At 65.2% G+C, this 15,319-nt stretch carries 14 protein-coding genes; 3 read left to right on the top strand and 11 right to left on the bottom strand.

Annotation, left to right across the window (positions count from 1 at the left end; all coding sequences use genetic code 11):
- Position 1: 1 nt before the first annotated feature.
- The 7 genes from AABA86_RS23245 to AABA86_RS23275 form a co-directional block, all read right to left on the bottom strand.
- Positions 2-2,212, bottom strand: coding sequence for an ABC transporter permease (locus tag AABA86_RS23245; RefSeq protein ID WP_338308564.1), 2,211 nt, complete (start codon positions 2,210-2,212; stop codon positions 2-4).
- Complete coding sequence (locus AABA86_RS23250; RefSeq protein ID WP_338308565.1) at positions 2,205-2,987, bottom strand: ABC transporter ATP-binding protein; 783 nt, start codon at positions 2,985-2,987, stop codon at positions 2,205-2,207. The genes AABA86_RS23245 and AABA86_RS23250 overlap by 8 nt, the downstream gene beginning before the upstream one ends.
- The gene (locus AABA86_RS23255) at positions 2,980-4,062 is read right to left on the bottom strand and encodes a branched-chain amino acid ABC transporter permease (RefSeq protein WP_212253338.1); all 1,083 of its coding nucleotides are present in this window, start codon (positions 4,060-4,062) and stop codon (positions 2,980-2,982) included. Before AABA86_RS23255 ends, AABA86_RS23250 begins: the two co-directional genes overlap by 8 nt.
- A 1-nt stretch (position 4,063) precedes the next feature.
- The gene (locus tag AABA86_RS23260; protein WP_212253336.1) at positions 4,064-5,074 is read right to left on the bottom strand and encodes a branched-chain amino acid ABC transporter permease; all 1,011 of its coding nucleotides are present in this window, start codon (positions 5,072-5,074) and stop codon (positions 4,064-4,066) included.
- A 195-nt stretch (positions 5,075-5,269) separates the two neighbouring features.
- Complete coding sequence (locus AABA86_RS23265) at positions 5,270-6,097, bottom strand: helix-turn-helix transcriptional regulator (protein WP_018318060.1); 828 nt, start codon at positions 6,095-6,097, stop codon at positions 5,270-5,272.
- Positions 6,098-6,222: 125 nt separating this feature from the next.
- Positions 6,223-7,473, bottom strand: coding sequence for an ABC transporter substrate-binding protein (locus AABA86_RS23270; RefSeq protein WP_028143758.1), 1,251 nt, complete (start codon positions 7,471-7,473; stop codon positions 6,223-6,225).
- 1,145 nt (positions 7,474-8,618) lie between these two features.
- A complete protein-coding gene (locus AABA86_RS23275; protein ID WP_338308566.1) occupies positions 8,619-9,134 on the bottom strand; it encodes a YciE/YciF ferroxidase family protein in 516 nt (171 codons plus the stop codon).
- An 87-nt stretch (positions 9,135-9,221) separates the two neighbouring features.
- Here AABA86_RS23275 and AABA86_RS23280 point away from each other — a divergent pair, with 87 nt between their 5' ends.
- Both AABA86_RS23280 and AABA86_RS23285 read left to right on the top strand, forming a co-directional pair.
- Positions 9,222-9,416, top strand: coding sequence for a hypothetical protein (locus tag AABA86_RS23280; protein ID WP_338308567.1), 195 nt, complete (start codon positions 9,222-9,224; stop codon positions 9,414-9,416).
- A gap of 135 nt (positions 9,417-9,551) precedes the next feature.
- Positions 9,552-9,725, top strand: a complete 174-nt coding sequence (locus tag AABA86_RS23285; protein WP_338308568.1) for a hypothetical protein — start codon at positions 9,552-9,554, stop codon at positions 9,723-9,725.
- Between the two features lie 79 nt (positions 9,726-9,804).
- On the opposite strand, the gene AABA86_RS23290 is transcribed toward AABA86_RS23285, so the two are convergent.
- The 4 genes from AABA86_RS23290 to AABA86_RS23305 all read right to left on the bottom strand — a co-directional run bounded on the left by AABA86_RS23290 (position 9,805) and on the right by AABA86_RS23305 (position 14,172).
- Positions 9,805-10,437: a hypothetical protein gene (locus AABA86_RS23290; protein ID WP_338308569.1), complete on the bottom strand. Its 633-nt coding sequence runs from the start codon at positions 10,435-10,437 to the stop codon at positions 9,805-9,807.
- 8 nt (positions 10,438-10,445) lie between these two features.
- Positions 10,446-12,692 (bottom strand): xanthine dehydrogenase family protein molybdopterin-binding subunit, encoded by a 2,247-nt coding sequence (locus AABA86_RS23295; protein WP_338308570.1) that lies wholly within the window; start codon positions 12,690-12,692, stop codon positions 10,446-10,448.
- 1 nt (position 12,693) lies between these two features.
- Positions 12,694-13,158, bottom strand: coding sequence for a (2Fe-2S)-binding protein (locus tag AABA86_RS23300; RefSeq protein WP_212253731.1), 465 nt, complete (start codon positions 13,156-13,158; stop codon positions 12,694-12,696).
- An 81-nt stretch (positions 13,159-13,239) separates the two neighbouring features.
- Entirely contained in the window at positions 13,240-14,172 is a 933-nt protein-coding gene (locus AABA86_RS23305; protein WP_338308593.1) for a helix-turn-helix domain-containing protein, read from the bottom strand.
- Positions 14,173-14,510: 338 nt separating this feature from the next.
- Here AABA86_RS23305 and AABA86_RS23310 point away from each other — a divergent pair, with 338 nt between their 5' ends.
- Positions 14,511-15,272 (top strand): alpha/beta fold hydrolase, encoded by a 762-nt coding sequence (locus tag AABA86_RS23310; protein WP_212253732.1) that lies wholly within the window; start codon positions 14,511-14,513, stop codon positions 15,270-15,272.
- The last annotated feature ends 47 nt before the right edge of the window (positions 15,273-15,319 follow it).

Here is a 15,319-nt window from a genome sequence, read left to right on the forward strand (position 1 = left end):
CTCACCTCGTTAGTCTCCGCCGCGCGCCGGTGCGGCCGAACAGGGTTCGGAATGCACCGACGATGGCGGCGGCGAAGTCGGGATCGTTGATGTTCTTGGGCGTGCGGATGAGCTGGCGGTTGCCGGTCTGCCGCACGATGCGCTCCAGCGTGCGGAACAGCGCGGCATCGGCGTCCGGATCCCAGAACGGTTGGCCCCGCGCGTCGAGCGCGGAGACGCCGCCCTCGGGCAGGAAGAAGCGCACCGGGCCGTCCATCTGGTTGAGTCGCTCGCCGATCCAGCGGCCGATGCGCTCGTTCTCTTCCACGGTCGTCCGCATCAACGTCACCTGCGGGTTGTGGACGTGGAATTTGCGCCCGCGGTAGCGCTCGGGAATGGTGTCGGGCGCGCCGAAATTGACCATGTCGAGGGCGCCGACCGAGCCGACATAGGGAACGCGCGTGCGGATGATCGCACCGAGGCGGTCCTCCGTCGCTGGAAACACGCCGCCCATCAGGAGATCGCAGATCTCGGTGGTGGTGAGGTCGATGACGCCGGCGAGCTGGCCGGATTCGACGAGTTTCTCCATGGAGCGGCCGCCGACGCCGGTGGCATGGAAGACCAGGCACTCGAAATCCTCGCGCAGCTCGGCGGCGATCTTCCGCACCGCCGGCGTCGTCACGCCGAACATGGTGATGCCGACCGACGGCAGGCCGCCGGCCTCCCGCGCCGTCGTAGCGCGCGCGTCCAGCCGCGCCTTGACCATGCCGGCGAGCGCATGGGCGCCGTTGGCCAGCACCGCGCGCGAGATCGAGTTGAGCCCCTGCACGTCGGTGACCGAGTGCATCATGGTGATATCGGCGGGGCCGACATAGGGCCCGACATCGCCGGAGGCGACGGAGGAGATGATCAGCTTCGGCACCCCGACGGGTAGCGCGCGCATGCCGGGGGCCACCAGCGACGCCGCGCCCGAGCCGCCGGCCGAGATCACGCCGGCGACATTGCCCTGGCGCCGCAGCCAGCTGGCGAACGCATCGGCCATCGCGGTTACGGCCGCGCCGCGGTCGGGGCCGAACACGGCTGAGCCGCCGCGGCCGTGGTTGAGGGCAATCTCCTGCGCGGAGACATCGCAGCTGGAATGCCTGCCGCTGGTCGAGACGTCGACCAGCCGCGTGCGCAGGCCGGTTTCGGCGATGATGTCGCGGATGAAGCGCAGCTCGAGGCCCTTGGTGTCGAGCGTGCCGACGACCAGGACGACAGGCGGGCCCGCGGTCTGCGCCGCCATCGGCTCGCGCTTGCGCCGCGCCGTCTCGTCGAGCCGCGCGACTTGCGTCGAGAGCGTGCGCGCTGCGGCCTCGATGCGGGCGATCGGCACCGGTTGCGACCACCGCGTCGGCAGTGTCGGATTGGAGACGTAGATGCGGATCGGCCCGTCGCGGCGCGGCGCCGGTGCCGGCTTCGCCTCAGCGCCGAACGCTGGGATGTCGAGATCGGGCTCGAGCTCGGCGTGAAGCCCGACGCCTAGCAGGCGCTGCTGGAGCTCGCGGTCGGCGGCGAGCCGCGCCGAATCGATGATGCGATTGATGCGGCCGTTGACCATGATGGCGACGTTGCGCGAGACCGCGGTGGCAACGCCGATATTCTGCTCGATCACCAGAACGGACATGTCCTCGTCCTCGCCGAGCCGCAGCAGCATCTCCTCGACCTGCGAAACGATGACGGGCGCAAGTCCCTCGGTCGGCTCGTCCATGATCAACAGATGCGGATTGGTGAGCAGCGCGCGCGAGATCGCCAGCATCTGCTGCTCGCCGCCGGAGAGCTGGCCGCCGCCGTGATCCCTTCGCTCGGCGAGCCGCGGGAAGGTGTCGTAGATGCGCTCGACCGTCCAGGCGCCCGAGCGCATGCCGCCGGCCAGCCGCAGATGCTCGTCGACGCTGAGCGAGCGCCACAGGCGGCGTCCCTGCGGCACGTAGCCGACGCCGAGCCGGGCGATCTGGGCGGGCGGCCGCCTCGTGATGTCCGCGCCGCGGACACGGATCGATCCGCCGCTGACGCCGACCAGCCCCATGATCGCCTTGCACAGCGTGGTCTTGCCCATGCCGTTGCGGCCGACGACGGAGAACACGCCGCTCTCCAGCGTGAGGTCGACGCCTTGCAGGGCGTGCGAGTGCCCGTAATAGACGTCGAGCCCGCGGACCTCGAGCGCGGCGGCGGAGCGGCGGGCCTCAGTCATGGCCGCCTCCGAGATAAAGCTCCTGCACCTCGGGATCGGACTGGATCTCTTCCGGCAGGCCCTCCTTGAAGATGCGGCCGTTGTGCATCATCGTGACGCTCTCGACGACGCGCAAGGCAACGTCCATGTCGTGCTCGATGATGATGTAGCCGATATGCGCCGGCAGCGAGGTCAGGATCTCGATCAGCTCCGCGCGCTCGGTCGGCGACAGGCCCGCGGCCGGCTCGTCGAACAGGACGAAGCGCGGCGCGCCGGCGAGCGCGAGCGCGATCTCGAGCTGGCGCTGCTGGCCGTGTGCGAGCTCCGCCACGCGCTGGTCCTTCACGGCGGAAAGATGCACGGCCTGGACGAGGTTGTCGGCCGCATGCATCAGGGCATCGTTCTGCCCCGGGCGCAGCAGCGAGAACCGCCCGCGCGAAACGCCGCGGCAGGCGAGATAGACATTGTCCTGCACGGTGAGGCCGGGGAACAGCGCCGAGATCTGGTAGGTCCGGCGCAGCCCGCGGCGGATGCGTTCATAGGGCGGGAAATGCGTGACGTCCTCGCCAAAGAAGCGGATCGTGCCGGAGGAGGGCGCGAAGTCGCCGGTGATGCAGTTGAACAGCGTGGTCTTGCCGGCGCCGTTGGAGCCGAGCACGGCGCGGCGTTCGCCGGGGCGCACTGTGATGGTGACGTCGGTCAGCGCCGCGAGCGCGCCGAACAACCGCGTCACGCCGCGCAGCTCCAGCGCGGCGCCGGCGCCGACGGCCGAGAGGCGTTGAGCGACGCTATCCATGGCCGCGTCCTCCGCCCGGTCGATTTGCAGCCGGACGCCGGCTCTGGCGCCAGCGCTGCCACAGCCCGATGACGCCGTCCGAGGACCAGAACACGATGGCGAGGAATCCGAGCCCGATCAGCAGGCGGAAGCGGTTGCCGTCGAGGCCGAGCCTGACCAGGAAGTCGAGCGCGAAGGTGCGCAGCAGCACGAAGATCAGCGCGCCGATGAACGGACCGATCGGACGCGTGATGCCGCCGACGACGGCGATGATCAGCACGTCGATGCAGGCGCCGACGCTGACCGAGCCCGGCGAGATCTGGCGGTAGTTCCAGACCTGGAGGACGCCGGCGAGCGCGGCCACGAAGGAGGCGAAGGCATAGGCGGCGACGCGGTGCGCATTGACGTTGAAGCCGAGCGCCGCCATCCGGCGTGGATTGTCGCGCACGCCCTGAAGCGCGAGCCCGAACGGAGCGCGCGAGAGATATTCGACGGCGAAATAGCACAGCGCGGCAACCGCGAGCACGATATAATAGAAGGGAATGTCGGCGCGCCAGTTCACGCCCCAGAAGTGCGGCGTCGCCACGGTGTTGATGCCGGTATGGCCGTTGAAGATCGCCCAGTTCTGGTTGGTGAAATAGTAGAAGGCAGCTCCAATCGCGAGCGTGATCATGATGGTGTAGATGCCTTCGGTGCGCACCGCGAGCGCACCGCCGAGCGTGCCGAACGCGGTCGCCAGCGCCAGCGCCATCGGGACCGCGAGCCACCACGGCCAGCCCAGGCTGATATTGGCGTTGCCGCTGACGCCGAACACGGCGACCATGTAGGCGGAGAAACCGGCGATGGTGAGCTGCATCAGGCTGACCATGCCGCCATAGCCGGCAAGGAACATTAGGCTGAGCGCCATGATGCCGAGGATCAGCGTGGTCGCGAAGATCTCGATCAGGAAGAAGCCGCTCGCGATCAGCGGCATGATCAGGAGGATGGCCGCGACGATCCAGGCGGCGGGATTGTTGATCTCCGGCCATGTCCGCGTGGGCCGCTGCGCAACATCGGCGGGACGAACGGCAACGCGGGCATCGTGGGCGAGCGACATGTCAGCGCCTCGCCAACAGGCCTTGCGGCCGGATCGCCAGCACCAGCACCATGATCAGGAAGGTCACGACGATGGCATAGGTCGGGATGTAGACCGAGCCGAGCTGCTCGGCGAGGCCGATGATCAGCGCGCCGAGCGCGGCGCCGGGGATCGAGCCCATGCCGCCCACGATCACGACGACGAGGGAGGCGAGCAGGAAGCGGATGTCCTCGCCCGGGGATAATGACTGGAAGGTGCCGCCGACGACGCCGGCGATGCCCGCAAGTCCCGCGCCGAACGCGAACACCGCCACGAAGACGAGCTGGATGCGCACGCCGGTCGCAGCGAGGATATCGCGGTCGTCGACGCCGGCGCGGATGATCATGCCGGCGCGGGTGCGATTGAGCGCGAGCCACATCGCCACGCCGATCACGACGGAGGCGGCGAAGATCACCAGCCGCACCAGCGGATATCGGAGATAGACCGGCTCGCCGGAGGATTTGATCGCCGTGACCAGCGGCAGCTCGATGGGGCCGATCAGCCAGTTCGGCGTCTGGATCTGGTAGAAGTCGCCGCCGCAGGCCCACAGCATGAGATCGGCGAACACGATCGAAAGCCCGATCGTCACCATGGTCTGCCTGAGGTCCTGTCCCTCCATCCGGCGGAACACGATCAACTGGAGCAGGACGCCGACCAGCGCGGTGAGGATGAAGGCGACGATGAAGCTGAGCAGCCAGGAGCCGGTCGCCGTGCTGATGGCGTAGCCGACATAGCCGCCGAACAGATAGAGCGAGCCGTGCGCGAGGTTGACGTTGCGCATCAGGCCGAAGATCAGCGTGAAGCCGCTGGCGACGAGGAAGTAGAGTCCGCCGAGCGTGATGCCGTTGAAGACCGCGTTGAGGAAGACGCGCTTGCGGCCGACGGCTTCTTCGAGGCCCGGCGGCCAGACCGCGAAGACCAGCCACAGCGCGACGGCAATGGCGATGATCGAGATCAGCGCCCAGGCCGGATGGCGTTCGACAAAGCGGCTCATGTGCGCAGCCCGCCAGTCCAGGCCCCGCGCCGGAGGTCCACCGAATGCAGGTCAGACAGGCTTGCAGCGGCTGCTAGCCTCACCATGAACGCGCGCTCCCGTCGGTCGCGACCCTCTTTCGGGATCGCGTTGCCCGCATCCTAGCGGGGCTGCGAGGGCGACGTTTGATCGTGAGTATCTTTTCGTGGCCCGCGCTCAGGCGCGCAAAATCTTGGCCGCGCGACGATAATCGGTCGGGGCCATCCCCACATTGGCGGCGAAGAAGCGGGTGAAACCGCTCTGCGAGGAGAAGCCGAGATCGAAGCCGATGTCGGCGATCGGCGTTTCGCTCGCCACCAGCGCTTCGAGCGCATGTTCCATGATCAGCGTGTTGAGATAGAGGTTCGGCGTCACGCCGGTCTGGACGCGGAACAGCCGGTAGAAATGCGGCCGCGACAGGCCGGATTCCCGCGCGATCGTATCGAGCTCGATCTCGGCGCCGGGGCTCTCCGACATCATCTTGATGCATTTGCGCACGCGGAAATCGGTGACGGAGCCGTTTGCGCGTGGATCGCGCGCGATCTCGGCCTGCTGCCAGCTTTCGTCGTAGCAGATGTCGATCAGCCGCCGCAGCTCGGAATCGAGGCTGGAGAGCGATGGTGCGCCGCACACGAGCGCGGCGGTACGCCTGATGTGCTTGTCGAGGGCCGGCGTGCGCCGGAACTGGGTGCGGCCGAAACGCATCCGGTGGGTGCCGGATGCATCGGGCGCAAACCATTCGGCGTTGACGTAAAGCACGAAGAAGATCGCGCCGCCGTCGAGATCGGCGGGCAGGAAATTGTGCGGCTCCCAGGGATTGACCGCGACGACGGACGTCTCGTTGAGATCGTGGTGTCCGTCGGAGACGTCGATGCATGCCGGCATGCCGCCAACATGGAAGATCAGATGACCTTCACGATGGGCGTGGATATTGAAAGGGCGGTTCAACTGATAAACCGTCGCCCGGCCGAACCGGCCGTGGAAGACGGCGAGCGCACGGCTCATGCCTTCCCCTCCCGAATGTTCTTGTCTTTTCGCTCAGCGTTCAACAACGCCGACGAGATTGCAAGAGCGGAGAGCGACCGCGTCAGCAAGTCGCTCCCCGGGTCGTGCATCGCGGAGGTGATGCGTCAGTATTTCTTACATTCCGGCACGGTACGGCTCGGCAGCCCGATCTTGGAGAAGACGGCCGGATCGTAGCCGAGCGTCTGGTTCACGTTCGGGATCACCTTCACCACCTTGCTGAACAGCGCGCCTTTGCCGTCATCGACGACTTCGGTGACGAAGTTGGTGCCGATCGCCTGCCGGTTGGAGTCGAGCTTGATCTTGCCGTTCGGCGCATCGATCTCGATTTTGGCGAGGGCTTCCTTGTACTTGGCCTGGTTGTTGGAGAGATCGCCATTGACCTCACGCAGCGCCAGGATCAGCGCCATGGTCGAGCCGTAATAGTTGGTGGCGAGCAGCGACGGGCTCGGGAAGCGCTTGTTCGGCGGGAAGGCGTCCTGATAGGCCTTCACGAATTTCTGCCAGCCCGGATCCTCCCAGGTATCGGCCTGGCCGCTCGCCGCGATGGTGCCGACCAGGGCGTTCTTGGCGTTGCCCTTCGACGACAGGATGGTCTGGTCGATCATGATGGAGCCGCCCATCAGATGCGCCTTGCCGCCGGCCTGCTGATACTGGTTGAGGAAGTTGACGGCGTCGGCACCGCCGAGCCCGAGATAGATCGCATCGACATCGTCGGGCAGCGCGGCGATGACCGAGGCGAAGTCCTTGGTGCCGAGCGGCACCCATTGCCGGTTGGTGACCTGTCCGCCGGCGCCGCAGAACTCGAGCACGAGGCCGAACACCTGGGTGTAGATGAAGGAATAGTCCTCGCCGACCGTTGCGATCTTGCGATACTTCTTGTCCTCAAAGGCGTATTTGCCGAGGCCGACCTGCCACTGCGCGCCGTCCATGTTGTAGCGGAAGAAGTTCGGGGCAGGATCGACATAAGTGGTTTCCTGCGCGCCGGAGGCCGCGTTGATGAAGGTCAGCTCCGGATGGGTCTTTGCGAAGTTCTTCACCGCGATGCCTTCGTCGCCGGAGAGCGGCGACAGCAGGATCTGCACCTTGTCCTGCTCGATCAGCTTGCGCACGGCTCGCACCGCGCTGTCCGGCGTTGCGTCGGTCGAGGCGACGATGAATTCGAGCTCCTTGTCGCCGACCTTCTTGCCGAGGACGTTGAGTGCCGTCTGGTGGCCGCGCATGCCGTCCTCGCCGAGCACCGTGTAGGTGCCCTCGAGGGTCGCGGTCACGCCCACCTTGATCTTTTCCTGAGCGATCGCTGCGCTTGAAAGAAACAGGCTGCTCAGCGCGAGCAGTCCCACACTGCATTTCGACATCGTGCTCCTCCCTGTGTGTCGTCTCTTGTCGCCGCGTGGCTCTCGCAAGGCCCGCGGCTTTGATGGGAAAGCTAACCGAAGTCCGGTGCGGTGCATGCGTTGGCGCCTCCTTTGGTTTGACGGGCAGTCTCATTTTTGAATGGTGCGGCGCAAATGGTTCCGCGGTGCAACAGGGGTGCCGCAGGGGCGCTGCTCGGTCGAGAAAGGCGCCATGGCCCCGGCAGAGCCTTGCCTGTGTCGCCCGCTGTCAATCCACCAGCACAAAAATATTCCACTTTACCGAAATTCGGTTTCGGCGTATGTGTCGTTCATCCCGGCTCACCAAGAGGGGCGATCATGTGTCGTCACGCATCGCGAGCCGGGCTTGCGGTGGACGCGGCAGCGTCGGCACGAGAGGCGCGGGCAGGGCGGGTAGTCCCTGTGAGCCCGAGGCTTCGTGCAGACGACGGCGCTGCTAGGCTTCGTCTCGTCTGTAAGTTTCCGGCTTCGTCGACAGGGCCCGGAAAAACTGCGGCGAAATGGCGGGCCGTGCGTACGGCAAAACCGTGTGGTCCTGGCCGTCGTTGCTACGGTCAAGTCCTGCGAAGGTGCGAGCGAGCCCAACCGGGCAGACTGCATCATCCAATTCGCGGGGCGAGGGAGGCCAGAAGGAATGGTCGGCTCCCGGGAGATCACGGCATAAGCCGTCCAGCCACTGCGCAGGGAAGGCCGAGTGATCGGCACCACCTGTATGCTGCTGTGCGGTTCTTTCTGCGTGTGCTTTTCGCGCAGCGGACCGCGGGTGCGAGCCAGCACCCGGCCTTCCCTGCGCCCTCTTGGATTGGAGGGTAGCGAGACCAAGCAAAGCTCGGGCGAAATCCGCCGCGAGGCCGCAAAGCCATGTCTGCCACAACATACTCACTGTCATCGCCCGGCTTGACCGGGCGATCCAGTACGCCGAGACGTCGTTGATGAATCGAGACGCCGCGGCGTACTGGATTCCCCGCCCCAGTGCGCAATTGCGCACAAGGCGGGGAATGACAGCGTCAATTGGAGAACGAGCCATCACCTCACACTCCGTCATTGCGAGCGCAGCGATGAGGGCAGCGCAAGAACCCTGGCGGCGCCGGAAGCCGGGCCGCCAGGTCGCAATCGGCGCATCTCGATCAGGCGGCGTTGGAAGCCTTGGCGTTGACGCCCTTGCGGAGAGCCACCGTGTTCAGCTTGGTATTGGCAGCCTTCTCTTCGTTCAAATTGGTCGTGAGGAAGCGCACGATGTCGTCGTGGCCGAGTTCTTCCGCCCAGGCGATCAGCGTGCCGTAGCGGCACATCTCGTAGTGCTCCACGGCCTGCGCGTTGGCGACGATCGCGGCGTCGAGCACGGCCTTGTCCTCGATCTCTCCGGCGGTCTCGTCGGCCTCCTTGATGATGCCGTCGATCGCGGGACATTGAGTGCAGCTGGGCTCCTTGCCGAGCTTCGCGAACACCTTGCCGAGCCGTTCGACCTGCTTGTTGGTCTCGTCCAGATGGGCTTTCAGTCCGGTGACGAGATCCTTGTTGGTCGCCTTGTCGATCATCTTCGGCAACGCCTTTAGGATCTGCTGCTCCGCGTAATAGATGTCCTGCAGCCCGTGCAGCAGCAGGTCTTCCATCGTTTTGATGTCCTTGGTGAAGAATCCCATAAAAGACGCCTCCTTTTCACAATGATGGCAGTGGAACGCTGCACGGCCGCCGCTGTTCCATTCCCGTGTGCAGACCAGGAGAGCCGAATGAGCGATGGAGTAGATCACCTTGCGGGCCTGCTCGGGCGTGCGGCCATGGACGTGTGGGGCGATATGCCTCGCGACATCCAGGAGGCGCTGTTCGAGACCGCCATGAAGGGACGGGCAACCGAGCGTGAGGAGCTCGCGCGGCTGCTGCACGAGCGGCACCCGCGTACGCTTCATCCGGCCCGGCCGGGCTGATGCAGCGACTGGAACCATCATACGCGCCGCTGATTGGTAAACTGAGCGACGCGCCGCCGGATGGTTCGCATGAGGCCGCAAAGAGGCGCATCGCTCGACCGTTGGGAAATTTGTGAGTCGATCGCCGTGACTGAGATGAACATCAGAAAATGGTACGACCCGATCTCGGAACGGTGGATCGTGCCGCGTGAAGCCCGCACCATCGCCGGATATGGTCGGTCCGGCGCCGAGAAGGTGCCGGAAGGCCACGAGAGAGGCGAGGCGCAGCGGATCTGGCAGCTGTTGGTGGATTGCTGCGCAGGTGAGTGATGTCGCCTCCGGAGGTTGGCGCTCCTTATGACGCGTCCTCCAGCGTGCTCGCGTCATCAATGCGGCAGCAACGAAGCGATCAATTCGGACAAGGTTGCCCCGCCGCTCCCCACATGGCCATGTCCTTGACGTGGTCCTCGAAGGTGCCGGGCGGCGTCGAGCGGCCGGCTCCCGGTGCCCAGCCACGAGGAATGAAGCCATTCAACGAGGCGTCGTGCCGCAAATGGTCGACGAGGCCGGCGGCGTCGCGACCGCCATTGCGCTTGGGATCCTTCATTTGTGCGCAAATCTCCGCGCCACTCTTGCCGAACCAGATGAAGGCCACGGGAGCAAGCTGCCAGTCGATGCCGGCGCGCGGCGGCGCCGGGGCCGGCTCGTTCGCCTGGGTGGAGGTCATGTGACAGGTCGAGCACGGGATCGCCTCCGTTCCGATGCGGCTCGCTCCGCCGTGGATGTTCATGCCGTGCACGCGCGGCTTGGTTTCGCCCGCCGGCGTCCATATCGGGATCGCCTTGGCATCGACGTGGCAGTTGGCGCAGCGCGGATGAGTCACCACGGCTTCGATCCGCTTCCACGCCGCCAGTCCCTCGGCGCGGCTGAAGCTGCCCGTCGGCAACGCATCCCTGGCGGCCTCGTCCTTGGCCGCGACGATGCCGGTGAGGGCGGCAATTGATGAGGCCGCGAGGACGACGGCGATCAGAGACCTGTTCATGGCTTGCCTCACACGAAATCGATGAACTTGTTGAACGGCATTTCGCGGATGCGCTTTCCGGTCGCTGCGAAGATCGCATTGGCGAGCGCGGGGGCGGCGGGTGGAACGGGTGGCTCTCCGACGCCTCTCACCTTGGGATCGTTCTCGAGCCCGCGGACCTCGATGACGGGACATTGGTAGATCCGCATGGCTTCGTGGTGATTGTAATTGGTCTGCTGCACCGCGCCCTTGGCGTAAGTGAGCTCGCAATTGATGGCATGGCCGAGCCCCCAGACCACGCCGCCTTGCACCTGGTTCTCGAAATTGACGGGATCGATCACCTTGCCGACGTCGACCGCGACCCAGACCTTGTCGATCCTGATGCCTCGGTCCGTCGCCGTCACCTCGACGACTTCGGCCGCCGGCGTCCCAAAGGACTCGACGAACGCGACACCCCGGCCTCGGCCCTTGCCGAGCGGTCCCTTCCAATCCGACATCTCGGCGACCGCCTCCAGCACCTTGCGGTAGGTCGGCACGGCGCACATCGCGATGCGCGCCTTCATGGGATCGAGGCCGGCCGCATGGATCAGTTCGTCGATGAAGCTCTCGGTGAAGAAGCCGGCGGTGGAGGCTCCCACCGACCGCCACGTGGTGCTCGGCGACAGTCCTTGCGCCTCGTAAGTCGTGGCCCGGAAATTGGGGATGTCGTAATAGACGTTCCAGAGGCCGGCCGCCAATTGAGCATCGGGATCCTTCGAGGGGGCGCCCGAACGTTCGAGCAGCCCCTTGAGCGGCGCCGTCGAGGCCAATTGCAGATCGGCCGCGACGATCTTGCCCTTGTCGATGCTCCCTCTGTGCCGGGCGATCGCAATCTGCCGCGGAATGTCCTGAAGGAAATCCTCCTCGCGCGAGAACACCAGCTTGATCGGCGTGCCGCGCATCTGGTTCGCGATCTCGGCAAGCACACGGACGTTCTCGTATTCGAGGCGGTGGCCAAAGCTTCCACCGGTCCACTGATTGTGGAAGGTGACCTGTTCCGGCTTCAGGCCGATCGCGGTCGCCGCGACATACTGCGCGAATTGAGGGCTCTGGTGGCCGACCCAAATCTCCATCCCCTTGTCGGTGACGAGGCCGATCCCGTTGAGCGGCTCGAGCGGCTGATGCGCGACATAGGGCGCGCGATACTCGGCCTCGATGCGCGTTCCCGTCCGCAAGCCAGCTTCGACATCGCCGATCTTGCGCCATTCCTTGCCCAGGAACTCCGGCTTGAACGAGGATTCCAGAACCTTCCAATGGTCGGCCTGCTCGGCGGGATAGGCCGATGGCGCCCACTCGCACGCGATGGCATCGACTGCCTTCATCGCGTACCAGCTGTTCGTGGCAATCACCGCAACGCCGTTGTTGATTTCGAGGATCTTCTTGACCCCCGGCATCGATTGCGCCTTGCCCGCATCAAAGGATTTCAGCGGCTGCCCCTTGTTGGGGTTCAGCTTGACGGCGGCGTACAGCATGCCCTCCATCTTCATGTCGATGCCGAACTTCAGCTCGCCCAGAACCTTGGCGCGCACATCAAGGCGCATCATCGGCTTGCCAATCATGCGCCAGGTGGAGGGATCGCGCGTCTGCGCATCGAGCACCGGGGCAATCTTGGCGGCGTCCGCGGCGAGCTCGACATAGGGAATCTTCTCGCCGTTGGGGAGGATCACGTGCCCGGATTGGGTGCGGATGTCGGCCACCGCGACGCCCGAACGTTTGGCGGCCGCGGCCTTCAACGTCTCACGCGCCACGGCCCCGGCCGTGCGCAGCTTCTCATAGGTATCAGGGATCGTGCTCGAGCCGCCCGTCATCTGCATGCCGGACTTTCGAAGGCCTTCGAGCGCCGCGGCGCGACCCGCTTCGGCCGCGGGGCTCTGATCCGAGGCGAGAAACGGCGCAAGCTCCTCCTTGAATCCTGTGTTGAAATAGGCGGGACTAGGACCAGCGAAGCGAACTTCGAACTGGCCGGGATCGAGGTCCATCTCCTCGGCAATCATGATCGGCTGCACCGAGCCGACACCCTGACCGATGTCGGCGTGCTGGGCGATGAGCGTAATCTTGTCCGGACTGATCTCGACCCAGGGATTGAAGGTCACGGAGTTCGGGCCGAGGCCGGCAGCCAACGGATTGCCGTCGGCAGCCGCGGCCGGATGCCCGTAGGAGCCGAAAGCGATGCCACCGGCGACGGCGGCGGAGCCGAGCACGAAGGTCCGACGAGAAATGCCCTGTAGCTCGCCCATCTCACTTCTCCGCCATCTTGTGCGCGGCAGCCGCGTGGATCGCGGCGCGAATGCGTGGATAGGTTCCGCAGCGGCAGAGATTGCCGGACATCACCTGGTTGATCTGCTCGTCCGTCGGTTTGGGGATCTTCGAGAGCAGCGAGATCGCCTGCATGATCTGCCCGGTCTGGCAGTAGCCGCATTGCGGGACCTGATGTTCGATCCAGGCCTGCAGGACCGGGTGCTGGTCCTTGTTGCCCAACCCTTCGAGCGTGACGACCGACTTGCCGGCGATCTCGCCGATATGCGACTGGCAGGACCTGACGGCCTTTCCGTCGATGTGGACGGTACAGGCACCGCATTGCGCGACCCCGCAGCCAAATTTGGGACTCGTGATGCCGAGCTCGTCGCGCAACACCCAGAGCAGAGGCATCTCGGGAACGACGTCAACCTGGCGCTTGATCCCGTTCACTGTGAGCTCGATCATGTCGGTATGTCCCTTGGCGGATCTGGTCGGCTCGGCAGCATCGCCTCACGGCGAGGAGCAGTATTTCCGAATCCTGCGGGATCATGCGCAATCCCTGCGGAGTGTATCGGCGCGATCGGCTTTCATGTCGGGCTGGCCGCAGCACAATTCGCGATATTGTCCCGGCGTCAGACTCGCGGCCTTGCGGAACACGCGCGTGAAATTGGCCTGCGATCCGAAGCCGAATTCCAGCGCAATCTCGACCAGGGCCAAACGGTTGCGTGCGAGCTCCTGCCGGGCGGCCTGCACGCGGCGATCGGTGACGTAGCGGTGCGGGGACAGTCCGGTCGCCTCGCGAAACAGCCGGGAAAAATGATAGGGGCTGAGGCAGGCCTGCGCCGCCAGCTCCTCGAGCCTGATGTCGAGGCCAAGTGAGGCCTCGATATAGTCCAGCACGCGCTGCAGCCGTCGTGGGTCGAGCGAGGGCGATTTTTCCGGCGGACGCCAGCGGTCGATCGTATAATGTCCGAGAAGATGAGCCGCGAGCGCGACCTGAATTCCTTCCACGAACAGCGCATCGGTCCGCTGGCGGGGACGATGGAGCAGGTCACGCAGCGGCGAGCAGATGTGGAAGAGCACCTGGTCTGCCAGACCGTGAGCATAGGCGATTTCGACCTTTGCCGGATCGATGTCGAAGTCGGCGAGGGCACTCTGGTCCAGCAGCGCCGGCGGCAGATAGAGATGCAGACACTCCATCCGGTCCGAAAGCTCGAGATGGCTCTCCTGCGTTCCGACGGGCACGAGGTAGCTCATGCCCGGCCGGGCGAGGCTCTTCTGGACTTCGCCATTGCCGGCCCGGCACACCATGCCGCCGCCTGACACGAGCATGACGAGCTCGGTGCAAACGGGAACGGGCGTTTGCTGCCGTCCCGCCTCGAATTTCCGATGTTCGATGCTCAGTGCGGACCAGTTGCTGGTCTCCGCGAGCTTCTCGCTGTTCTGGTATTTCTGATCTCCATGCGTGACGAGCGCCATCATGACCTCCGCTTCTGCTGCGGCGAATTCCGGCCCCGTATCGCGAGCGAGCGATCATTCCATCCGGTGTAGAGTTGCAGCCCCGGTCGCTGCCACGCCGATGGGAATTTTTCACAAGCGACGTGAGCGAAGTCCAGAGGCAGCCCGGTTAAAAGAGGTAAAAGGCAAGTAGCGCAAAGACTTGGTCATGTGCCCGACAGGCTTCGAAAACGGATCTTGCGGACGGATGAGCAAGATGCGTCCGTCATCGCGCAGGAAACGGAAATACCGCAATGCCGGCGCGATCTCATGATGGCTCATCGAACGCAATCTCGCCGTATCGAGGATCGGAGCCTGATATGAAGTCATGTGTCTCGGCACTTGTCGCAATGTCGATCGTGACTGCGCAGGCCGCCACGGCGGTCGCGGCGGAGAGGCCCGTCTCCATCGTCCTTGTCCACGGAGCCTTCGTCGATGGTTCGGGCTGGAAGGACACCTACAACATCCTCTCGGATGCGGGCTATGAGGTGCTCGTCGTCCAGCAGCCGACCATCACGCTCCGCGATGACGTCGCCGAGACCGAGCGCGTGATCGCCAAGGCGCGGCACCCGGTGATCCTCGTCGGGCATTCCTACGGCGGAATGGTCATCACCGAGGCCGGCGACAATCCCAGGGTTCGCAGCCTCGTCTATCTTGCGGCATTCGCTCCCGACGCCGGAGAGTCGGTCAGCACGCTGGCGGAAGCGCCGGCGCCGGCCGGTGAGCACAAAGCGCCGCTGGTCACCGACGGCAATTACCTTCTCGTGGACCGCGATAAATTCCCCACCTCGTTCGCCGCCGACGTCGACGTGGCCACGACGCGCTTCATGGGGGCTGCGCAGCTCCCTTGGGGATTGCAGGCGGTGCAGACCAGGGTCGATCGTGTGGCCTGGAAGACGAAGCCGACCCATTACATGGTGACGAGCGAGGATCACATGATCCCACCGACGGCACAGCGCACCATGGCCCGGCGGGCAGGCGCGAAAATGGCGGAGCTGAAGAGCAGCCACGCCGTGATGTTGTCGCATCCGCGCGAGGTCGCGGCCTTCATAAGAAGCGCGGACCCGTCCGCGGCCGACTGAGATTTGTCGCGCCGCGCACGAATGGCTTCTCCCGCCACTCACAAAGG

Origin of the sequence: Bradyrhizobium sp. TM233 (assembly GCF_036247965.1) — a bacterium.
Taxonomy (GTDB): Bacteria; Pseudomonadota; Alphaproteobacteria; order Rhizobiales; family Xanthobacteraceae; genus Bradyrhizobium; species Bradyrhizobium ottawaense.